The organism is Prauserella aidingensis (assembly GCF_024171865.1).
Lineage (GTDB): Bacteria > Actinomycetota > Actinomycetes > Mycobacteriales > Pseudonocardiaceae > Prauserella > Prauserella aidingensis.
This window is the reverse complement of sequence record NZ_JAMTCN010000033.1, coordinates 25777-46568: the sequence shown is the minus strand read 5'-3', so window position 1 is coordinate 46568 and position 20792 is coordinate 25777. Positions and strand designations below refer to the sequence as shown.

General features: G+C 71.0%; 22 protein-coding genes. 16 read left to right on the top strand and 6 right to left on the bottom strand.

The annotated features are described in order from the left end of the window. Window positions 1–254: 254 nt before the first annotated feature. Window positions 255–1376, bottom strand: coding sequence for a 5-methyltetrahydropteroyltriglutamate--homocysteine S-methyltransferase (locus tag LY13_RS23010; RefSeq protein ID WP_253830645.1), 1122 nt, complete (start codon window positions 1374–1376; stop codon window positions 255–257). Window positions 1377–1697: 321 nt separating this feature from the next. Between LY13_RS23010 and LY13_RS23005 the strand changes: the two genes are divergently transcribed. Further along, on the top strand, window positions 1698–2054 hold the full coding sequence (locus LY13_RS23005) for a DUF3817 domain-containing protein (RefSeq protein WP_253830644.1): 357 nt from the start codon (window positions 1698–1700) through the stop codon (window positions 2052–2054). 36 nt (window positions 2055–2090) lie between these two features. Here the strand turns inward: LY13_RS23005 and LY13_RS23000 are convergent, their stop codons facing one another. Beyond that, window positions 2091–2591: a MarR family winged helix-turn-helix transcriptional regulator gene (locus LY13_RS23000; protein WP_253830643.1), complete on the bottom strand. Its 501-nt coding sequence runs from the start codon at window positions 2589–2591 to the stop codon at window positions 2091–2093. 209 nt (window positions 2592–2800) lie between these two features. On the opposite strand from LY13_RS23000, the gene LY13_RS22995 reads away from it, so the two are divergent. Together LY13_RS22995 and trxA are read left to right on the top strand one after the other, a co-directional pair. Next, entirely contained in the window at window positions 2801–3103 is a 303-nt protein-coding gene (locus tag LY13_RS22995) for a thiamine-binding protein (RefSeq protein ID WP_253830642.1), read from the top strand. A 161-nt stretch (window positions 3104–3264) separates the two neighbouring features. Then, window positions 3265–4248, top strand: coding sequence for a thioredoxin (trxA, locus tag LY13_RS22990; RefSeq protein WP_253830641.1), 984 nt, complete (start codon window positions 3265–3267; stop codon window positions 4246–4248). Between the two features lie 106 nt (window positions 4249–4354). On the opposite strand, the gene LY13_RS22985 is transcribed toward trxA, so the two are convergent. Next, window positions 4355–4975, bottom strand: coding sequence for a LysE family translocator (locus LY13_RS22985; protein ID WP_253830640.1), 621 nt, complete (start codon window positions 4973–4975; stop codon window positions 4355–4357). 91 nt (window positions 4976–5066) lie between these two features. Between LY13_RS22985 and LY13_RS22980 the strand changes: the two genes are divergently transcribed. Continuing rightward, window positions 5067–5540 carry an Lrp/AsnC family transcriptional regulator gene (locus LY13_RS22980; protein ID WP_253830639.1) on the top strand — a complete coding sequence of 158 codons (474 nt, stop codon included), beginning with the start codon at window positions 5067–5069 and terminating at the stop codon, window positions 5538–5540. A 66-nt stretch (window positions 5541–5606) separates the two neighbouring features. Here the strand turns inward: LY13_RS22980 and LY13_RS22975 are convergent, their stop codons facing one another. Further along, window positions 5607–7079, bottom strand: a complete 1473-nt coding sequence (locus tag LY13_RS22975; protein WP_253830638.1) for a neutral zinc metallopeptidase — start codon at window positions 7077–7079, stop codon at window positions 5607–5609. Window positions 7080–7201: 122 nt separating this feature from the next. Between LY13_RS22975 and glgP the strand changes: the two genes are divergently transcribed. The 6 genes from glgP to LY13_RS22945 all read left to right on the top strand — a co-directional run bounded on the left by glgP (window position 7202) and on the right by LY13_RS22945 (window position 14375). Further along, on the top strand, window positions 7202–9757 hold the full coding sequence (gene glgP / locus LY13_RS22970) for an alpha-glucan family phosphorylase (protein ID WP_253830637.1): 2556 nt from the start codon (window positions 7202–7204) through the stop codon (window positions 9755–9757). Between the two features lie 171 nt (window positions 9758–9928). Next, window positions 9929–10771 (top strand): ABC transporter ATP-binding protein, encoded by an 843-nt coding sequence (locus LY13_RS22965; protein ID WP_253830636.1) that lies wholly within the window; start codon window positions 9929–9931, stop codon window positions 10769–10771. Between the two features lie 63 nt (window positions 10772–10834). Continuing rightward, window positions 10835–11614, top strand: coding sequence for an enoyl-CoA hydratase/isomerase family protein (locus tag LY13_RS22960; protein ID WP_253830635.1), 780 nt, complete (start codon window positions 10835–10837; stop codon window positions 11612–11614). A gap of 2 nt (window positions 11615–11616) precedes the next feature. Next, window positions 11617–12621 carry a class I SAM-dependent methyltransferase gene (locus LY13_RS22955; protein ID WP_253830634.1) on the top strand — a complete coding sequence of 335 codons (1005 nt, stop codon included), beginning with the start codon at window positions 11617–11619 and terminating at the stop codon, window positions 12619–12621. A gap of 31 nt (window positions 12622–12652) precedes the next feature. Then, window positions 12653–13843 (top strand): THUMP-like domain-containing protein, encoded by a 1191-nt coding sequence (locus LY13_RS22950; protein WP_253830633.1) that lies wholly within the window; start codon window positions 12653–12655, stop codon window positions 13841–13843. A 106-nt stretch (window positions 13844–13949) separates the two neighbouring features. Then, window positions 13950–14375, top strand: a complete 426-nt coding sequence (locus LY13_RS22945; protein ID WP_253830632.1) for a hypothetical protein — start codon at window positions 13950–13952, stop codon at window positions 14373–14375. 32 nt (window positions 14376–14407) lie between these two features. Here the strand turns inward: LY13_RS22945 and LY13_RS22940 are convergent, their stop codons facing one another. Beyond that, window positions 14408–14755 (bottom strand): MerR family transcriptional regulator, encoded by a 348-nt coding sequence (locus LY13_RS22940; protein WP_253830631.1) that lies wholly within the window; start codon window positions 14753–14755, stop codon window positions 14408–14410. Between the two features lie 120 nt (window positions 14756–14875). On the opposite strand from LY13_RS22940, the gene LY13_RS22935 reads away from it, so the two are divergent. Further along, window positions 14876–15589, top strand: coding sequence for an SDR family oxidoreductase (locus tag LY13_RS22935; RefSeq protein WP_253830647.1), 714 nt, complete (start codon window positions 14876–14878; stop codon window positions 15587–15589). A gap of 83 nt (window positions 15590–15672) precedes the next feature. Here the strand turns inward: LY13_RS22935 and LY13_RS22930 are convergent, their stop codons facing one another. Next, window positions 15673–16167: a carboxymuconolactone decarboxylase family protein gene (locus tag LY13_RS22930; protein WP_253830630.1), complete on the bottom strand. Its 495-nt coding sequence runs from the start codon at window positions 16165–16167 to the stop codon at window positions 15673–15675. Between the two features lie 202 nt (window positions 16168–16369). Here LY13_RS22930 and LY13_RS22925 point away from each other — a divergent pair, with 202 nt between their 5' ends. The 5 genes from LY13_RS22925 to LY13_RS22900 all read left to right on the top strand — a co-directional run bounded on the left by LY13_RS22925 (window position 16370) and on the right by LY13_RS22900 (window position 20715). After that, on the top strand, window positions 16370–17281 hold the full coding sequence (locus tag LY13_RS22925) for an RNA polymerase sigma-70 factor (RefSeq protein ID WP_253830629.1): 912 nt from the start codon (window positions 16370–16372) through the stop codon (window positions 17279–17281). A gap of 125 nt (window positions 17282–17406) precedes the next feature. Beyond that, window positions 17407–17814, top strand: a complete 408-nt coding sequence (locus LY13_RS22920; protein ID WP_253830628.1) for a YciI family protein — start codon at window positions 17407–17409, stop codon at window positions 17812–17814. Beyond that, window positions 17811–18983 (top strand): RNA polymerase sigma factor, encoded by a 1173-nt coding sequence (locus LY13_RS22915; protein WP_253830627.1) that lies wholly within the window; start codon window positions 17811–17813, stop codon window positions 18981–18983. The genes LY13_RS22920 and LY13_RS22915 overlap by 4 nt, the downstream gene beginning before the upstream one ends. A 260-nt stretch (window positions 18984–19243) precedes the next feature. Further along, the gene (locus LY13_RS22910) at window positions 19244–19771 is read left to right on the top strand and encodes a YlcI/YnfO family protein (protein ID WP_301299521.1); all 528 of its coding nucleotides are present in this window, start codon (window positions 19244–19246) and stop codon (window positions 19769–19771) included. A gap of 95 nt (window positions 19772–19866) precedes the next feature. Continuing rightward, complete coding sequence (locus LY13_RS22900; RefSeq protein WP_253830626.1) at window positions 19867–20715, top strand: DUF4097 family beta strand repeat-containing protein; 849 nt, start codon at window positions 19867–19869, stop codon at window positions 20713–20715. Window positions 20716–20792: the final 77 nt, after the last annotated feature.

Genomic DNA, 20792 nt, shown 5'->3' with positions numbered 1-20792 from the left:
CCTACCAGGGGCTCTACGCCTATCCACAGCCAGGCTTGACCCCAGCCGGTCGACGACAGCCAGCAAAGATCAACTTACCGAGAAAACCTCAATGATTGAGATCGGTGATTCCGGGTCGTGCCGGCGTGCTCGGGGCGGCCGTCGTCGTGATCGTCTGGCGCGGCATTCCGTCGGCGCGCCAGGCCGCACGGGTCGCGGGCGTGACGGGGCTCGTCGACCACGTAGGTCCCGACGCTACGCCGCGGGTGCAGGTGTCAGCCCCAGACCTGTTCGGCCGTCTCGACGATCAGCTCGAGTTTGCGGAGCTGCTCGTCCTCGGTGATGTCGTTGCCCTCCTCGGTGGAGGAGAAGCCGCACTGGGGGGACAGGCAGAGCTGGTCGACGTCGATGTACTGCGACGCCTGCTCGATGCGCCGCTGCAGCCCGTCGACCGTCTCCAGCTCGCCGCGTTTCGTCGTGACCAGGCCGAGCACGACGTACTTGCCCTTCGGCACGAACCGCAGCGGTGCGAAGCCGCCCGAGCGCTCGTCGTCGAACTCGAGGAAGTAGCCGTTCACGTCGAGTTCGTTGAACAGTGCCTCGGCGACGAAGTCGTAGCCGCCCTCCGCGGCCCAGGACGAGCGATAGTTGCCGCGGCACAGGTGGGTGGTGATCGCCATGTCGTCGGGCTTGGCGGCGATCGCCGCGTTCATCGTCCGGATGTTGCGCAGGTGCAGCGTTTCGGGGTCGAAGCCCATGTCGGCGACGAGTTGGCGCTGGTTCGGGTCGTTGAGGTAGGCCAGGCTCGTGTCGTCGAGCTGCAGGTACCGGCAGCCGTGTCGGCCCATCGCGGCGACCTGCTCGGCGTAGGCGGAGCCGAGGTCGGCGAAGAAGTCGTCGAGATCCGGGTAGACGGATCCGTCGACGGCCGCCCTGCCGCCCCGGTAGTAGACCATGCTCGGCGACGGGATCGTGAGCTTCGGCGTCACGTCGGAGTCCACAGTGGACTTGAGGAAGTCGAAGTGGTCGGCGAAGATCGCCTGGCCGAGGCCGACCCTGCCGTCGACCTTGAGGGCGGACGAGCTGAACTCGAGTTCGCCGTCGGCGTTGCGGAAACTCACCTGCAGTTTCTCGTCGCTCTTCGAGACGCCGTCGAGCTGGTAGATGAAGTCCATGTGCCACGACGAGCGGCGGAACTCGCCGTCGGTGGCCGACTGCAGTCCGGCCCGGCGCTGCATCGCGACGACGCCGCGGATCGCCTCGTCCTCGACGGACCGGAGCTGTTCGGCGGTGATGGCGCCCTGTGCCGCCTGCTCCCGCGCCCGGTGGAGCTGCGCGGGGCGCAACAGGCTGCCGACGTGGTCTGCGCGGAACGGCGGTGTCTGACGCTGAGCCATGATCGCATCGTCACACAGTCACCGGGACCCATCAATGGTGCCGAGTGGGCGGCGGTGCGGGCCGATCGCCGGGTGCGGCCGTGCCCGGTTGCGAGGCAGCAGTCCGGCCGGGCGGCGCGGCGACTCCCGCCGCGCCGCCCGAAGCGGTGACACGGCGCACCGCGCGGTTACGTGTGGTCACGGTCTCACCAGGTCAACCTGCGTTCGTGAGTGCCGTCACGGAACGTACGGGCAGGTTGCGCGTCGCGGGCGGCGTTGGCGTATACAGCAAGTGACGTGGCCGCCGTCCGAGGTGGCCCCATCCGAGCGGAGGAGAAACCGTTGTCGAACAAGGCCGCCGTCTTGTTCCGCGTGGTCGCCGTGGCCGAGGCGCTGTCGTGGGCCGGCCTGCTGATCGGCATGTTCCTGAAGTACGTCGTCGAGCTCGGTGAGGGCGGCGTTCCCGTCCTCGGTGCCGTGCACGGCGCCATGTTCGTGGTGTACCTGGCCGTGACGCTGGGCGTCGCGAAGCCGCTGGGCTGGACGGCCGGTACGACCGTCACCGCACTCCTCGCGAGCATCCCGCCGCTGTTCACCTGGTGGTTCGAGACGTGGGCGCTGCGCCGCGGCAAGCTCGACGGCCCGCAGCGCTCCCGGCAGGGCGGCACGGCGCTGTTCCGCGAGCCGGTCGGCGCCTGAACACCGCTCACTCCCGCAACGAAGCAGGCGGGCGGCTCACTCGGTGAAGTCGCCCGCCGCTTTGCGTACCTTGGTCAACAGGTCGGTGAGCTGCTGAGTCTGCCGTCCGGTCAGCCCGCTGAGCCCGAAGTCGATGTCCGTGACGGCCTTCGTCGCCACTTCGTAGCGGGCGCGCCCGTCGTCGGTGATCTCGACGAGCGTCGTGCGCCGGTCGGTCGGATGCGGCGTCCGCGCGACCAGCCCGCCGGACTCCAGCCGGTCGACGATGTTGGTGACGCTCGTCGGATGCAGCTGCAGCCGTTCCCCCATGACCCGCATCGGCAGCGAGCCCTGGCGGGAGAAGGTCAGCAGGACCAGCGCCTCGTAGCGGGCGAACGTCAGCCCGTGCGGTTTCAGCGCGCCGTCGACCGCCGACTGGACGATCTGCTGCACCCGCATGACGCCGGTGACGGCCGCCATGGTGTCGGAAGGCCCGATGCGGTCCTCCCACAGTTGCGCCGCGCGGGCGATCGGGTCGAACGGCAACGGACGGTTCATGGCGCCCGAAGTTAGCAGCGCGGACCCGGTCGCCGGGCACTCGCCCCGAGCCGCCGGCGCCGGTCGCCCCGACGTGTCGTGGCCGGTGCTGCCGGCCGGGGCGGGATCGGGGTAGAACACTGGGGCCACGAGCCGGTCGGGGAGGCACGAGACCACCGGCGCGAGAGAACCGGCACGAGAGAACCGGTACCAGAGCTCAGGGAGTCCCAATGATCGTCGCGTTCAGCGTCAGCCCGGCCGCCGCCGACTCCGACGGAGGGGTGAGCGAGGCCGTCGCCCGCGCCGTGCGGGTCGTGCGCGAGTCCGGCCTGCCGCACCGCACCGGGTCCATGTTCACCGAGATCGAAGGCGAGTGGGACGAGGTGATGGACGTGGTCAAGCGCGCGACCGACGCCGCGGGTGAGGGCGCCGCGAGGGTCGGCCTGGTGATCAAGGCCGACATCCGGCCCGGCTACACCGGCCAGCTCGACGCCAAGCTCGACCGCGTCGAGGCGCACCTGCGCGACGCGTGAACGCCCGCGTCCGTACCGCCCGCGGAGGGGAGCCGGGGATGACGTTGGAGAACCCTGGTGAGGGATCGGTCCGCGCCGCCCGTGGGAGGGGCGCCGAGCTGCGGATTCGCTAGGATTCCACCAGTGACCCAGCTCCCAGTAGTCCGTGCCAGGATGGAACCGTGACACAGCCACGCAACACTCCAGGGGTACCGGCGGCCCTCTCCGGAGCGGTCGATCTGTCCGGTTTGAAGCAGCGCGCCGAGGCCTCGAAGCAGCAGGCCGGTCCGTCCGCGTCGAGTGGGGAGGCCACGCCGCAGGCCGCGGGCGCCGGTGGTGGTTCCGGAGCCACCGGCGGTGCCGTGATCGACGTGACCGAGTCGTCGTTCCAGGCCGAGATCGTCGAGCGGTCGATGAACACGCTCGTCGTCGTCGACCTGTGGGCCGACTGGTGCGGGCCGTGCAAGCAGCTCAGCCCGGTGCTCGAGAAGCTCGCCGGTGAGGCGAACGGCGCGTGGGTGCTGGCGAAGGTCGACGTCGACGCCAACCCGCGCATCTCGCAGTTGTTCGGTGTGCAGTCGATCCCGACGATCGTGGCGATCGCGGGCGGACAGCCCGTCGACGCCTTCTCCGGCGCGCTGCCGGAGCCCGAGATCAAGCAGTGGCTGAACAAGCTGCTCGATGCGCTGCGCGACAAGCTGCCCGGCATCCGCGCCGCGGAGGAAGGCGCCGCCGCCGAGCCGGTGGAAGAGCCGGAGGACGAGCGATTCACCGAGGCCGAGGACGCGTTCGCGCGCGGCGACCTCACCGCCGCGGAGGCGGCCTATCAGCGGATCCTCGACGCCGAGCCCGCCAACGAGCAGGCGAAGGCCGCGCTGAACCAGGTGCGGTTCGCCGCCAGGACGGCGGAGTCCGACTCGTCGGCGATCGCCAAGGCCGACGCCGACCCCTCCGATCTCGACGCCCAGCTCGCCGCGGCCGACCAGGAGGTCGCGCAGCAGCAGGTCGAGGCGGCGTTCGCCCGGCTCATCGACGCCATCCGCCGCACCGCGGGGCCGGACCGAGACCGTGTCCGGGAGCACTTGGTCGGACTGTTCGAGCTGTTCGACCCGGCCGACGAACGCGTCGCCAAGGCGCGCCGCGACCTCGCCAGCGCCCTGTTCTGAACCGAGCCCCGAACACACCGGGCCCCGAACACACCGCGCGTCGGGCCGGGGCGGCTTACGGTCGCCCCGGCCCGACGTCCGCGTTCCGGCCGGAACGCGGACGTGCTCAGCCCAGTGCACCCGCGACAGTCGTCGCGCCCAGCGCACAGAGGGCCACACCCGCGCCGACGTCGAGCCCCAGGCGCACCCGGGGCCGGGCCAGCACCCTGCCGAGGGAACCGAGCGTCGCGACGTAGATCGTCCACCACAGCGCTGCGCACCCGATCACGAGACCGCCGAGCGCCAGTGTCTGCAGCGGGACCGAGCCCTCCGCGCGCACGAACTGCGGCAGGAACGTCAGATAGAAGATCAGCGCCTTCGGGTTGAGCACGTTGCAGGTGAACCCCTGCAGCACCGGTGAGTCGATGCGCGACCGGGTGCCGGCGGCGGAGTCCTCGGTGCGCCCGGAACGCGCGGACAGAGCGAAGGACATCCCGAGCAGCACCAGGTATCCGCCGCCGCAGACCCGAAGTGCCGTGAGTACGTCCGGTTGCGTGGCCGCCGCGGTCACCCCGGCCGCGGCGACGAGTGTCAGCAGCGCCAGGCCCCCGCAGATGCCGAGCGTGGTCGCGTGCCCGCGGCGACGGCCACCGGCGGCGGTGTTGCGTGTCACGAGGACGAAGTCGGGCCCGGGTACGACGAGCATCAGCAGAGTGGTCGCGACGAACACGGACAGTTCCTGCGGCATGGGACGCTCCCGCGTCGATGGGGACGGATGCGCCCCGCAGCATCGGGCAGGAGTCGGCCGGGAACCATGGATGCCGGCTATGGTTCTACGAATGAGCAGAAATGCCGAACTGGATTCGGTCGACGTCCGCATACTCGCGGCGTTGCAGAACGATTCCCGGATCCCGAACAAGGACCTCGCGCGCGCGGTGGGCATCGCGCCGTCGACCTGCCTCGACCGGGTCAACCGGCTGCGCGAGGCGGGCGTGATCGTCGGCTACAGCGTGCGCGTCGACGCCGAGAAGATCGGACGGCCGCTGCAGGCACTTCTGTACATCCGTGTCCAGCCGCACCGGCGTCCGTTGGTCGACCCGTTCGTTCAGCACGTACTCGCGTTGCCGGAGACGCTCGAGCTCTACCACGTGAGCGGGCCCGACGACTTCCTCGTGCACGTGGCCGCCGAGAACCCGCACGACCTCCAGCGGTTGGTCCTCGACGAGTTCACCGACCGTCCCGAGGTCGCGCTGGTCCACACGAATCTCGTCTTCGAACGCTGGGACGCAGGCCCGCTGTTGCCACCCGAATGACGCCGTGGCCGAGCGTCGAGCGGACATCCGCCGCAGCGTCGGGCCTGCGCCTCCCGTAGGACGCCGCTACTTGTAGGTCTCGGTGCAGACCGAGGAGCCCTCCAGGTAGCCGTTGCGCAGGGCCTCGATGCGGGCGAACCCGTTGGCGACCCGGTGTCCGTTGATGTCGGCGGCCAGCAGGCTGCGCGGCTGCAACAGCTCGGCGATCGCCTCGTCGAGGTCGCCGGGGGACAGGTACAGCGTCGAGCCGCTGTCAGGGTTGTTGGCGAACTTGGCCCACGCGCCGACGAGGCAGGCCGTGCGCAGCCCCGCCTGACCGCCCTCGGTGGGCGCCCCGACGCCCTTCTGGATCCCCTGCACGTACCGGGACGCCACCTCGGAGAAGACCGCGAAGTCACCGAGGCCCGCGTCGGGCGACTTCTTCCCGGTCAGCTCACCCACCTGGTCGGCGGGCTGGCCGATCTTCTCGAGCGTGGCCAGGTCGATGACGACCTCGTTCTTCTGCTCGCAGTACGACACCGGCGGGGTGGAGCGGCCCTGCTGACAGGTGCCGTCGCCCTCCACGATCTGCGGCGGATCGACACCGGTGGCGGAGAACGCCTGGTCGAGGCTGCGTTGCACGTGGACCATCGTGCCGCCCGTGATCGGTGCCTGGCCCTGCTGCGCCTGGTCGGTGGCGTTCTTGAACGGCACCTCGGTGATGCGTTGGTCGACCTCGGCCTTGTCGATCTCCGCGCAGCGTGTCGCGCCCTCCTCGAAGCCGAGTTGCACGGCGTAGGTGCGGTCGAACCCGGAGCCGTGGGCTCCCTGTTCGTTGGCGTGCGAGCCGGGAGCGTCGCGGATCAGGAACAGGGCACCGAGCACCTCGTTCACGCCGTCGGACGTCGACAGTTCGAAGTACTTGCTCGTGTCCTCGGCGATCCACCGCATGTACGAGCCGGTGAAGCAGTCGGCCTGTTGTTCCTTGACCATCGTCGAGGTTCCCTCGTCGATGCCGGCCTTCTCGCCGAGCCGGGTCTGGACCGCGTGCCCGAACTCGTGTGCCAGCACGGCCGCGACGGCCATGTCGCCGAACTTCTCGCGCAGCAGCGGAAGCAGGACGCCGCGGTCCCAGGCGACCAGGTCCTCCGGCGGGCAGTAGAAGGCGTTGAGCGCCATGTCCCGGGTGCTGGTGCCGCAGACCTCCTGCGCCGGACCCTCGGGGTCGTAGGACATGAGCTTGTCGACGTGTTCGAACTTCTCGCCGAAGTGCTCCGGCATCTGCTCGTCCCAGTAGTCGGTCACGTCGGCGATCGACGCCAGCGCCAGCCGGTCCTCGACGGCGTCGGTCGCGCCTTCGGCCTGGACGTCCGGCTTCGGCGCGTCGTCCTTGAGTCCGCTTTCAAAGTGCGTCACCGGCAGTCCGGCGACGTCCCCCACCGTCTGCAGTTCGCCGGTGACCTGTTCGCCGGCGCAGCCGGTCGCGGTCAGGGCCACGACGGCCAGTCCGGCGATGATCCGTGCTGCGTTGACGCGCCCCGGGCGCCCCCCTGTCCTCATGGGGGTGCACCTTACTGAGTGCCGGCGCGGGACACGCGGCGATCCGGACATCGGGTACTCGGAATGTCGATGATCACGGCCCCCGTGCGGCGCGTGAGTGATCCAGTAGGTTGAATCGCAGCATGAGAGCAGTCCGCCGCTTCACCGTGCACGCGCGCATCCCGGACCGGCTGGCCGGGCTCACCGCGCTGGCCACGAACCTGCGCTGGACGTGGCACCCGCCGACGCGCGACCTGTTCGCGTCGATGGACGACGCGCTGTTCCGGCGGATCCGCGACCCGTTGCGCATGCTCACCGAGATGCCCGCCGACCGGCTCGAGCAACTGGCCCACGACGAGGCGTTCCTGGAACGCACCCGCGCGGCCGTGGACGGTCTGCACCGGTACCTGACCGAGCCGCGCTGGTACCAACGACTGGCCGACGACCACGAGCGAGTGCCGTCGGCGGTCGCCTACTTCTCGATGGAGTTCGGCGTGCACGAGGCGCTGCCGAACTACTCGGGCGGGCTGGGTGTGCTCGCGGGCGACCACCTCAAGGCCGCCTCCGACCTGGGGGTGCCGATCATCGGTGTCGGCCCGCTGTATCGCGCCGGGTACTTCCGGCAGTCGCTGTCGCTCGACGGCTGGCAGGTCGAGCACTACCCGGTGATCGATCCCGACGGCCTGCCCCTCGAACTCGTCACCGAGGAGTGGGGACAGCCCGCCATGGTGAGCGTCGCGATGCCCGGCGGCCGCGAGCTGCGCGCTCAACTGTGGAAGGCGAGCGTCGGGCGGGCGGTGCTGCTGCTGCTCGACACCGACGTCGACGGCAACGACGACGACCTGCGGCGCATCACCGACCGCCTCTACGGCGGGGACGCCGACCACCGCATCCGCCAGGAGATCCTCGCCGGGATCGGGGGCATGCGCGCGGTGCGGCGGTACTGCGAACTCACGGGGCATCCGCAGCCGGAGGTGTTCCACACCAACGAGGGCCACGCGGGTTTCCTCGGACTGGAACGTGCCAACGAGATCCTCGAAGGCGGCGAGCTGGGGTTCGACGAGGCGCTGTCGGCGGTCCGCGCAGGCACGGTGTTCACGACGCACACGCCCGTGCCCGCGGGGATCGACCGGTTCCCCGTGGACCTGGTGCAGCACTACTTCGGTGACGGCACGTTGTTGCCGCACGTCGATCCGCGGCGGGTCCTCGCACTCGGCGCGGAGGACAACCCGGGCATGTTCAACATGGCGCACATGGGGTTGCGGCTGGCCCAGCGCGCCAACGGCGTCTCCGAACTGCACGGCCGGGTGTCGCGGCGGATGTTCGCGGGGTTGTGGCCGGGTTTCGACGTCGACGAGGTGCCGGTCCGCTCGGTCACCAACGGCGTGCACGGGCCGACGTGGGTGGCGCGCGAGATGACCGCGCTGCTCGGCGGCAACGACGAGGAGTGGGGCCACGAGGGAGACGGGGACGGCACCCGCATCGCCGCCGACGTGACCGACGAACAGTTGTGGGAGCTGCGCCGGGAACTGCGGTCCAACCTGGTCGGCGAGGTGCGCAGGCGCGCGCGGGAGGCGTGGCTGCAGCGCGGCGCCTCGGCGCTCGAACTGGGCTGGACGGACCGGATCTTCGACCCGGACGTGCTGACCGTGGGGTTCGCCCGGCGGGTGCCGACGTACAAGCGGCTGACGCTGATGTTGCGGGACCCGGAGCGGCTGCGGGCCCTGTTGCTCGACGAGCACCGGCCGATCCAGATCGTCGTCGCGGGCAAGTCGCACCCGGCCGACGAGGGTGGCAAGGCGCTCATCCAGCAGATCGTGCGGTTCATCGACGACGACCCCGACGTGCGCAGGCGCATCGTGTTCCTGCCGGACTACGGCATGCAGATGGCCCGCTACCTGTACCGGGGCTGCGACGTGTGGCTGAACAACCCGACGCGCCCGCTCGAGGCGTGCGGCACCTCCGGGATGAAGGCGGCGCTCAACGGCTGCCTGAACCTGTCCATCCGCGACGGCTGGTGGGACGAGTTCTACGACGGCAGCAACGGCTGGGCGATCCCGACGGCCGACGGCGTCGCCGACCCGCTGCAACGGGACGACCTCGAGGCGGCCGCTCTGTACGACCTGCTCGGCCAGCAGATCGCGCCGCTGTTCTACGACCGCGACGAACGGGGCGTGCCGAAGGGCTGGCTTTCGCGCGTGTGGCACACGTTGCGCACGCTGGGTCCGAACGTGCAGGCCTCGCGGATGGTGCGCGAGTACGTCGAGTCGTACTACCTGCCCGCGGCGGAGACCGTTGCCGAGGCCACGGCCGGCGGCTACGCGGGCTCCCGCGCGTTCCACGACTACCGCACGCGGCTGGACGAGGCGTGGCCGAAGGTGCGTGTCGCCGACACGGAGCTGTCCGCCGACGGGGCGGAGACGCTCGTCGTGGGCGCGGACGTGCGGGTGCGGGCGCAGGTCGACCTGGCGGGCCTGGACCCGGCCGACGTCGAGGTGCAGGCGGTGGTCGGCAGGGTCGGCGACACGGACGAGCTGGCCGACGGTGTGCAGGTGGCGATGGAGCCGGTGGAACGTGGCGTGTTCGAGGCGCGGCTGCGGCTGCCGCACGCGGGCGCACTGGGCTACACGGTGCGGGTGTTGCCGCGGCACCGGCTGTTGGCCAGCCCTGCCGAGCTCGGCAAGGTCGTCGTGGCGTGAGCCCACATGGAGCACAGGGTGGCGTGAGTCCACAGGGAGGGCGCGGTGGCGGGAGTCCACATGAAGGCAGGGTGGCGTGAGCCCACAGGGCGGGCACGGTGGCGGGAGTCGTGTCGGCGTGATGCGGGCCCACACGCGGGCGCGCGCGACCGGTCGGTGAGAATGGCACTCGTGAACGCGGCGCACGACACTCCACGGGACGACGCAAGCACCGGGCAGCCGGAGAACCTCGAGGACCTGGTGGTCCACGCTTCGGGTGTCGGGGTCCGGCGGGGCGGCAACAAGCTGCTCGCCGATCTCGACTGGTCGGTGGAACTGGACGAACGCTGGGTGATTCTCGGCCCGAACGGTGCGGGCAAGACCACGCTGCTCAAGCTGGCGGCGGCGGAGCTGCACCCGACGACCGGCACCGTGCACGTGCTGGGGGAGAAGATCGGTCGCACGGACGTGTTCGAGCTGCGCACGCGGATCGGGTTCACGTCGGCGGCGGTCAACGCGCGGGTTCCGGGTGACGAGAAGGTGCGTGACGTCGTCGTCAGCGCCGGCTACGCGGTCATGGGCCGCTGGCGTGAGCGCTACGACGAGCTGGACACCGAGCGGGCCGACGAGTTGCTGGCCGCGCTGGGTATCGCCCACCTGGCCACGCGGGAGTACGGCACGCTCTCGGAGGGTGAGCGCAAGCGGACCCTCATCGCCCGCGCGCAGATGACCGACCCCGAGCTGCTGCTGCTCGACGAGCCGGCCGCGGGGCTCGACCTCGGCGGCCGCGAGGACCTCGTGGCGCGGCTCTCGGAGCTGGCGCTCGACCCGGATGCGCCGGCGATGGCGCTGGTCACCCACCATGTCGAGGAGATTCCGCCCGGGTTCACCCACGCACTGTTGCTGGCCGAGGGGCGCACGGTGGCCGGTGGTCTGCTCGACGACGTGCTGACGGCGGAGAACCTGTCGGCTACGTTCGGCCAGGACCTCGTGCTGGAGCGCTCGGGTGATCGCTTCTTCGCACGGCGCAGGTAAGCTCATTACCGACCGGTAGCTTCCGGTCGCAGGCACGTCGAGCAAGCGTTCAAGGAGGAAGGCGTGGGCGAGTTCGTACGACTCGAGGTCGAGGCAGGCGTCGGCACCATCAGGCTGGACCGGCCCCCGGTCAACGCGCTGAACAACCAGGTGCAGCGTGAGCTCGCCGAGGCCGCGAAGGAGGCCGCGGGCCGCGACGACGTCCGCGCCGTGATCCTCTACGGCGGGGAGAAGACGTTCGCGGGTGGCGCCGACATCAAGGAGATGGCGGCCAAGTCCTACGTCGAGATCAACGAGTTCGGCGCCGAGTTGCAGGCGTCGCTGGCGACGATCGCCGAGTTGCCGAAGCCGACGGTCGCGGCCGTGACCGGCTACGCGCTCGGCGGGGGTCTCGAGTTGGCGATGACCGCCGACCGCCGGATCGTCGGGGACAACGTGAAGGTCGGCCAGCCGGAGATCCAGCTCGGCATCATCCCCGGCGCGGGTGGGACGCAGCGCCTGACGCGGCTCGTGGGCCCGAGCAAGGCCAAGGACATCGTCTACACGGGACGGTTCGTGAAGGCCGAGGAGGCGCTCGCGATGGGCCTGGTCGACGAGGTCGTCGCCCCGGACGACGTGTACACCGCGGCGCACACGTGGGCCTCGCAGTTCGCGAACGGTCCGGCGGTCGCGCTGAAGGCCGCCAAGGCCGCGATCGACGGCGGGCAGGACATGGACCTGCGCAACGCGCTGAAGCTCGAGACGCAGCTGTTCACGGCGCTGTGGGCCACCGAGGACCAGGCCACCGGCATGGAGTCGTTCATCGAGAACGGCCCCGGCAAGGCCCAGTTCAAGGGGAAGTGACCGTGTCCGACGCGACCGAGCCCACCGAGCAGGAACGCCGCCTCGATCCCGCGCCGAATCCGCACGCGAGCGCCGACGAGGTGCAGGCCGCCTACGCCGACCCGAAGCTCGCCAACGTGCTCTACCACGACTGGGAAGCGGGCACGTACGACGAGAAGTGGTCGATCTCGTACGACGAGCGTTGCATCGAGTACGCCACCGACGTGTTCACCGCCGTGGCGGGGGAGGCCGACCGGCCGTACCCCACCGCGATGGAACTGGGCAGCGGCACGGGTTTCTTCCTGCTGAACCTGATGCAGGGCGGGGTGATCAAGAAGGGTTCGGTGACGGACCTCTCGCCCGGCATGGTCGAGGTCGCGCTGCGCAACGCCGAGCAGTTGGGGCTCGACGTCGACGGCCGGGTGGCGGACGCCGAGCGGATCCCGTACGAGGACAACAGTTTCGACCTGGTGGTCGGGCACGCCGTGCTGCACCACATCCCGGACGTCGAGGCGTCGCTGCGTGAGGTGCTGCGCGTGCTCAAGCCGGGCGGGCGGTTCCTGTTCGCGGGTGAGCCGACGAAGGTCGGCGACTTCTACGCCCGCAGGCTGGGTCAGCTGACGTGGTGGCTGACGACGACCGTCACGAAGTTGCCCGCGCTGAGTGGGTGGCGGCGGCCGCAGGCCGAGCTGGATGAGTCCTCGCGCGCCGCGGCGCTGGAGGCCGTGGTCGACCTGCACACGTTCGATCCGTCCGAGTTGGAGCGCACGGCGTCGTCGGCGGGTGCGGCCGACGTCCGGGCGGTCACGGACGAGTTCAGCGCGGCGCTGGCGGGCTGGCCGATCCGGACGTTCGAGGCCGCTGTGCCGGACGAGAAGTTGACGCTGCGGTGGCGGCTGTTCGCCTACAAGCTGTGGCTACGACTGTCCGCTGTGGACAAGAAGTTGCTGTCCAAGGTGCTGCCGCGCGAGCTGTTCTACAACGTGATGCTCACGGGTACCAAGCCGCCGGAGCCCGTCGAGCCGTGACCGGCTCGCCGCAGTAGGAGCACGGGAACCGTTGCCGTACGCCTTCTCACCCGACGACGTCGCCTTCCTGGCCTCGGCCGAGGGTGTGGAGGCGATCGCGGCCTGCGACGGGCTGGCGTTGACCGACGCGAGCTGGCTGTCCGATGTGACCAGTGCCCGTCGTCTCGTAAGCGAACGGTACGCCGCCGTGCTGGAAACCGTCCTGCTGCGCCGGAAAGCGGCGTCCAAACTGGATGATCCGGCGTCGTGGCTGTTGACCTCGGACGCGCTGCAACAGGCGAGCGCCTCGCTGGTGGCGCGCCACCGTGCGGAGCGGCTCGCGGGCCGCGACGTACACGACGTGACGTGCTCGATCGGGGCCGACCTCGTCGAGCTGGCCCGGACTGCGGCCCGGTGCGTGGGTTCGGACCTCGATCCGGCGCGGCTGGCGATGGCGCGGCACAACGCCGCCGTGGCCGGGGTGTCTCCCACGGTGGTGCGTGCGGACGCGCTCGCGCCGGTCACCCGCGACGCCGTGGTGGTGGCCGACCCCGCCCGGCGGGACTCGTCGGGTCGCCGCACGTGGAAACCGGGCGACTTCGTGCCCGCGCTCGACGAGCTGGCCACCGCCTACGACGGGCGCGACCTGGTCGTGAAGTGCGCGCCGGGCCTCGACACCTCGATCGCGCCGTGGGCGCGCGAGGTCGAGCTCGTGTCACTCGACGGGCAGGTGCGGGAATCGTGTCTGTGGTCCGGCGGCCTCGCCACGGCACGCAGGCGCGCCACGGTCCTGCGCTCCGGCGAGGCCGGGACCGGCGGGCCACAGTGGACGATCACCGACGACGAGCCGGACGACGCGGGCGTCGGTGAGCCGGGGGAGTGGCTCGTCGATCCCGACGGCGCGGTCGTGCGGGCGGGGCTGGTGCGGCACTACGGAGCGCGGCACGGTCTGTGGCAACTGGACGAGCGCATCGCCTACCTCACCGGCGACGAGCCGCCACCCGGGGTGCGTGCGTTCCGGGTGCTGGAATTCGGCCGCTACAGCGAGAAGGAACTGCGGGCGATGCTGCGGCGCCACGACGTCGGCAGGGTCGAGATCCTCGTGCGCGGGCTGGACGTCGACCCGAACACGCTGCGCCGCAGGCTCAAGCCGTCCGGATCGGGCGAGGCGAGCGTCGTGCTCACCCGTATCGGGCGGCGGCCGACGGCGTTCGTCTGCAAGGCCGAACGCGTGCCCGCCTGACGCGGGCAGTCACGCGGGAGCGATGCTGCGGGGTTCGTCACGTCGGCACGCCGATTGGACGGTGCCGACACTTCGAGGGCCCGGCGTCGAGGCACAATCGGCGCCCATGGACATCGTCACGTTCCTGTTGGCCCTGTTGGGCGCGGCGGCCGGCGTCACCGTCCTCGTGCTGTTCGCGCTGAGGCGGAAGGGATCACTCACCACGGTGCCCATGACGAAACGCCGGTGCGTCGTGCGGACGGGAGCGCCGCCGCAGCACGTCTACGGCTGGGTCACGCAGCACTGTCCTCCCGGGTTCAGCGTGGCGGACGCCGATCCCGGGCGCGGCATGGTGCTACTCGAATCGGGGATGTCGGCCACCACGTGGGGCTTCTTCTACCCGGTCCTGGTCACGCCCGAGCCCACGGGCACGCGGGTGGAACTCGGTATCAAGTCGAAGGCGATCCAGTACGGCCCGCTGGTCACGCGACAGCACCGGAAGCTCGCCGACGCGCTGGCCGCTCTGACCCACGGCCGCGTCGAGGCGAGCTGACCGACGCGCTCGGTGAGCGCCGGTGACGGCGTTCACGATCCGCGGCGGTCGGCGGCGTCGACGAGTTCATCGAGACGGGCGAGCGTGGCGGTGAGCTCCTTGATCTGTGCGCGGATGCGGTCGCGTTCGGCCTTGAGCATCGCTCGCTGATGGTCGGTGGTGGTGCCGGTGTCCATGCAGGGGAGCAGCTCGGCAACGCGGCGGCTGGACAGGCCTGCGGCGTAGAGCTGTTGGATGGCCCGAACCGTTTGGACGGCGTCCTGGCTGTATTCGCGCTGCCCTCCGGGGCTGCGGCCGGGGACGAGCAGTCCCTGCTCCTCGTAGTACCGCAGCGCGCGGACGCTGACACCCGACCGCCGGGCGATCTCTCCGATGCGCACGGCTTCCCTTCTCCCGGAATCCTGGCACACGACTTGCACCTCACGTCCACGTGAGATTCTAGCGTACGGGACATGACACCGAACACCGAATCCCGCCGGTTCGCCGCCCCGGTTTCCGGCCTGCGCATCGAGGGCACCGTCGCACTCGTCACCGGAGCGAACCGCGGACTGGGCCGCCACTTCGTCCGGCAGCTCCTCGACCGCGGCGCGGCCCGCGTGTACGCGACGGCGCGGCGGCCGGAGACGATCGACCTGCCCGGCACCGTTCCGCTGCGGCTGGACGTGACCGACGACGAGACGGTCCGCGCCGCGGCCGCCGCGGCGGACGACGTGACGCTGCTGGTGAACAACGCCGGTGTCAGCAACTTCACCGACCTCGTCACCTCGGACCTCGCAGCCGTTCGTGCGGAGATGGAGACGAACTTCTGGGGAACACTGGCCGTCGTACGGGCGTTCGCCCCCGTGCTGGCGGCGGGTGGGGGCGGGGCAATGCTGAACGTGCTGTCCGCGCAGTCCTGGCACGCTTACCCCGGCACGAACGGCTATCACGCCGCCAAGGCGGCACAATGGGCGCTGACGAACGGGGTGCGCACCGAGCTCGACAACCAGGGCACGCTGGTCACCGGCCTGCACCTGGGTGCCGTCGACACCGACTTCAGCGCTGCCTACAACGGCCCCAAGGGTGACCCGGCTGTGGTCGCCGGTGCGGGCCTGGACGGCGTCGAGGCGGGCTCGGTCGAGGTTCTCGCCGATGACTGGAGCGCGCACGTCAAGGCGTCGCTGGCAGGCGATCCTCGCCGGATCTACGACGAGATCCGCGCAGGCGTCGTCTGACCGCTGCACCGTTCCCCGGAGGCGAGAGCCAGATTCCGCGGCGGTGCGGGGGCGCTCGCGAGCGCCCCCGCACCGCCGTCCTGTCACGACTGTCCCGACAGGGCGGCCTCGAACATGCCCGGCCGGTACGAACCGCCCTTCTGATGGACGATCACGGCCATGCGGTTGGCCGCGTTGATCAGGCTCACCAGCGCCACGAGCGCCGCGGTCTCGTCGTCGTCGTAGTGCTCGCGGATCGCCGCCCAGGTGTCGTCGGACACGCCCTGGTGGGCGTCGGCGAGCCGGGTGCCCTCCTCGGCGAAGGCGAGTGCGGCGCGCTCGGCGGCGGTGAAGACGGTGGTCTCCCGCCACACGGCGACGAGGTTGAGCCGCTCGGCGCTCTCCCCGTGGGCGGCGGCCTCCTTGGTGTGCATGTCGACGCACCAGCCGCAGCCGTTGATCTGGCTGGCCCGCAGTGACACGAGCTCCTGGATGGATGTGGGCAGCGGTGAGTCTGTGATGACCGCGCCTGCGTTCGCGAACCGTTTGGCGAACTTGAGCGCCAGTTCGTTGCCGAACATGTCGAATCGGGTTTCCATTGCGGTGGTCCTCCTCGTTGCTGCGGTGGCGATGTCGCCGGACGACGTGTGTCGTGCGGGGACGTTCGCCGGGGGGCGACCAGAAGACGCCGGCGGTGCGGGGCCTGTGACACCCGCGGTCGCCACCGGTCCGTGACGGCCGCGGGTGTCACACCGCGGCGGCCTGCGGCGTCGTAGGGGTGTCACCGCAGAAGGGAGACTCATGACCGCCACGCCGCACCCGCCCGCGCCGGACGTCGACGCGGCCACCGAGGTGTTCGTCGCACACCGGAACCTGCTGTTCACCGTCGCCTACGAGATGCTCGGCTCGGCCACCGACGCCGAGGACGTGCTGCAGGAGACGTGGCTGAAGTGGACGGGCGTCGAACTGGCGCGGGTGCGTGACCGGCGGGCGTACCTGGTGCGCATCACGACGAGGCAGGCGCTCACGCGGATGCGCTCGCTCGGGAGGCGTAAGGAGACCTACGTCGGCGCGTGGCTGCCCGAGCCGCTGGCCACCGCGGCCGACGTGGCCGACGACGTCGAGCTGGCCGAGAGTGTGTCGATGGCGATGCTGCTGGTGCTGGAGACCCTGTCGCCGACCGAACGCGCCGTGTTCGTGTTGCGGGACGTGTTCGCCGTCGAGTACGAGGAGATCGCCGCGGCGGTCGGCAAGAACGCCGCGGCGGTCCGGCAGATCGCCCACCGGGCCCGTGGCCACGTCGCCGCCCGCAGGCCGCGCGGCCCGGCGTCTCCGAACGAGGCGCGGCGGGCGCTGGACGCGTTCCGCCGCGCGGTCGACACGGGTGACCTGCAGGGCCTGCTGGACATCCTGGCCCCCGACGTCGTGCTGATCGGTGACGGTGGCGGTCTCGCGCAGGCGGTGCCGAACCCGATCGTGGGCTCGGACAGGGTGGGCAGGGTCCTCGCGGCCGGCGCCTGGCATGTTCCCGAGATCGGCACGCTCGCCCCGGCGAGCGTGAACGGGCACCCGGCACTCGTGCTGTGGCGCGGCGACGAGGTCGACACCGTGGTGGCGGTGCGCATCGACGACGGCCTGGTCAGCGGCCTCTACGGAGTCCGCAACCCCGAGAAGCTCTCCCGCGTCACCCGCGAGACCGTCCTGAGTCTGTGAACGCCCGTCCGAGTGCGCCGGAAAATTCGGGAAAAGTGCTCTCGTCGTGTCGAGAATGAGGAGCCGGCTCCGTCCCAGGGGCATGCGAGCGGCCACGAGGGCCGCCACGGCGAAGGAGGAGCACCATGAAGTACCTGCTGCTGAAGCACTACCGGGGCGGGCCGGAGCCGGTCGTCGACTACGGAACGATCGACCGCTGGAGCCCCGACGAGGTCGACGCGCACATGCGCTACATGAGCGACTTCGCGGCGAAACTGCAGTCCACGGGTGAGTTCGTCGACGCACAGGCGCTCTCGCCCGAGGGCACGTTCGTGCGCTACGACGGCGAGGGGCGCCCGCCGGTGACGGACGGGCCGTTCGCCGAGACCAAGGATCTCGTCGCGGGCTGGATGGTGATCGACGTCGAATCCTACGAGCGGGCGCTCGAACTGGCGGGCGAACTGTCGGCGGCTCCCGGTCCGAACGGCGAGCCGATCCACGAATGGCTCGAACTGCGGCCGTTCCTGTCGAACAAGGCCGAGACCGCCGAGTGAATCCGGCGGCGCTGCGGGAGCTGGTGCCCGCCGTGATCGGGGTGCTCGTCCGGCGCGGGGCGGACTTCGCGTCGGCGGAGGACGCGGTGCAGGAGGCCGTGATCCGGGCGCTGGAGACGTGGCCCGACGGCTCGCCGTCACACTCGTCCGGCGGTGCGGAGCCCGTGCGCGACCCGAAGGGGTGGCTGATCGCGGCGTCGTGGCGCCGGTTCGTCGACGCCCGGCGGGCGGAGGAGTCGCGGCGGGGGCGCGAGGTCGCGGTGGCGGCCGAGCCCCCGCCGGGCCCCACCCCGGTCACGGACGACACGCTCCGGCTGTACTTCCTGTGCGCCCATCCGTCGCTGTCTCCCGCGTCGGCGGTCGCGCTGACGCTGCGTGCCGTCGGCGGCCTCACCACGCGGCAGATCGCCGCGGCGTACCTGGTGCCCGAAGCGACGATGGCGCAGCGGATCAGCAGGGCCAAGCGGCGGATCGCGGGCGAGTCGTTCGACAGGTCCGGCGACCCGGCGACGGTGTTGCGGGTGCTGTACCTCGTCTTCAACGAGGGCTACGGCGGCGACGTCGACCTGGCGGCGGAGGCCGTTCGGCTGACCCGCCAGTTCGCCGCGTTGACCGATGACCCCGAGGTGGCGGGATTGTTGGCGCTGATGCTGTTGCACCACGCCCGCCGCGCGGCCCGCACGGACGCGGAGGGACGGCTGGTACCCCTCGCCGAGCAGGACCGTGGCCGCTGGGACACCGGGCTGATCGCGGAGGGCGTGGAGATCCTGCAGGCGGCCCTCGCGCGGGATCGGCTCGGCGAGTACCAGGCCCAGGCGGCGATCGCCGCGTTGCACGCCGATGCCCCGACGGCGGCCGAGACGGATTGGCCGCAGATCGTGGAGTGGTACGACGAACTGCTCCGACTCACCGGCAGCCCCGTGGTGCGGTTGAACCGGGCGGTCGCGGTCGGGGAGGCCGACGGGGCCCGAGCGGGCTTGGCGGCGCTCGAGCAGGTGGATCCCAGCCTTCCGCGGTACGCCGCCGCGTTGGCCTACCTGCACGAGCGCGCGGGCGAGCACGTCCGTGCGGCGGACCTGTACGCCGAGGCCGCCCGCGCTGCCACGAGCGTTCCCGAGCGTGAGCACCTGACCCGGCAGGCAGCGCGACTGCGCCACCCGCGCCCGTGACCACGCCGCCGTTCACCGCCGCGGCGGCGAACGGCGTTGGCGGCACCGCCCCCTCGGCGAGCACCGGCCGGCCATCGGGTGCGCCCGGGTGAGCCAGAGGATGAGCCTACATGAGCCACCTGTGGCACCGCATTGGCTCACGATTGACGCCCCGAGTTGTCCCTGGTGAAAGGGGTCGGCACTCTCGTCTTGGCGCATCTCGAGCCGTTCCTGAGCCAACAGGGCTTGCATTGGCATCACGGTGATGCCATAGTTGAGCCATGGAGTTGAACGTGTACGTGGACAACCTCGGCCGGGAGTTCGCCGCGCTCGCCGAGGCTGGTGGCGAGGACGCTCGCGCACTGGTCGAGCGGCTGGCGGGTTCGCTCGAATCGGCGATCCGGATGACGCTGCTCGACGCGTTGTCGGGGGCTGCCGACGAGATCACCCGGGACCTGGCTCCCGGGGCGGTCGAACTGCGGTTGCGGGGCCGTGATCCCGAGTTCGTCGTGACACCGACGCCCGAAGCGTCGGGGCCGGTCGGCGACCGCACGCCGCCGACCGCTGGCAGGTCCGAGTCCGCGGTCTCGATCGCGGAGGACGGCCCGACCACGCGGATCAACGTCCGCCTGCCCGAGAAGCTGAAGGCGGCGGTGGACGAGGCCGCGGCCGAGGAGGGCCGGTCGGTCAACGCCTGGCTGGTGCGCGCTGCCGCGGCGGCACTGGGCGGCGAGGGCGACGACGGGCGCCGTGGCGGCGCCGCGTCGGGAGTCCGCTCGCGGCAGCAGTTCACCGGTTGGGTGCGGTGACCGGTCCGCATGTCCGCACGTGCTCCACGTCAGCACGCCATCGCCCGGCTCCCGGCCGTCCGGCCGGCGGTGCCGGCACGTGAGAAAGGGTGATCATGCTTGTCTTCGACACTCCCGGGCCTGTCTTCGTAATGCTCGACCTCGGTGTCGCCCGTGACGTCCACATCGTCGCGAGTGACCGGGCCGACACGGTCGTCGAGGTCGCCGCGAGCGACCCGTCGAACGAGTCCGATGTGGAGGCAGCCGGCAAGGTCCGGGTCGACCAGTCCGGCGACGAAGTGCGGGTGACCGGGCAGAAGCCCCGCGCGTTCGACTTCTCCCGCAAGACCCGCTCGGCCGACATCACGATCGAACTGCCCGCCGGGTCCCGAGTGGACGGCAGGCTCCACATGGGCGGTGTCCGGTGCGAGGGCGCGCTGGGCGGGGTGAAGCTCAAGACCGGGATGGGCGACATCCGGGTCGAACGCAGCGGCCCCGCACAGCTCGGCACCGGCGCCGGTCACGTCACCGTCGACAGGATCGACGGCGACGGTGACATCCGCACCGGTTCGGGCAAGGTCAGTGTCGGCAGGGTGGAGGGCGACGCCGGGATCAAGAACTCCAACGGCGACACCGAGATCGACGCCGTGGCCGGAGACCTGCGCGTCCGCTCCGCCAACGGGGCCATCCTCGTGGACGAGGCCGGTGCGAACGTCGACGTCAGGACCCACAACGGCCCCATCCGGCTCGGTGAGATCGCACGCGGCAGGGTGGAACTGGGTACGTCGATGGGCGACCTCGACCTCGGCATCGCCGCGGGAACCGCCGCGTGGCTCGACGTCGAGACCACGTTCGGCCAACTCCGCAACCTGCTCGACGACGCACTCGGCCCCGACGAGTCCGACCGGACCGTCGAGGTCCGGGGTCGCACCTCGACCGGCGACGTCACCGTCCGCCGCGCCTGACGCGACCCCGGCGCGGTCACCGGTCGGCGATCCGCCGGCACCGCTCCCGGTCGGTTCGCACACCGAGTCCGTTCCGC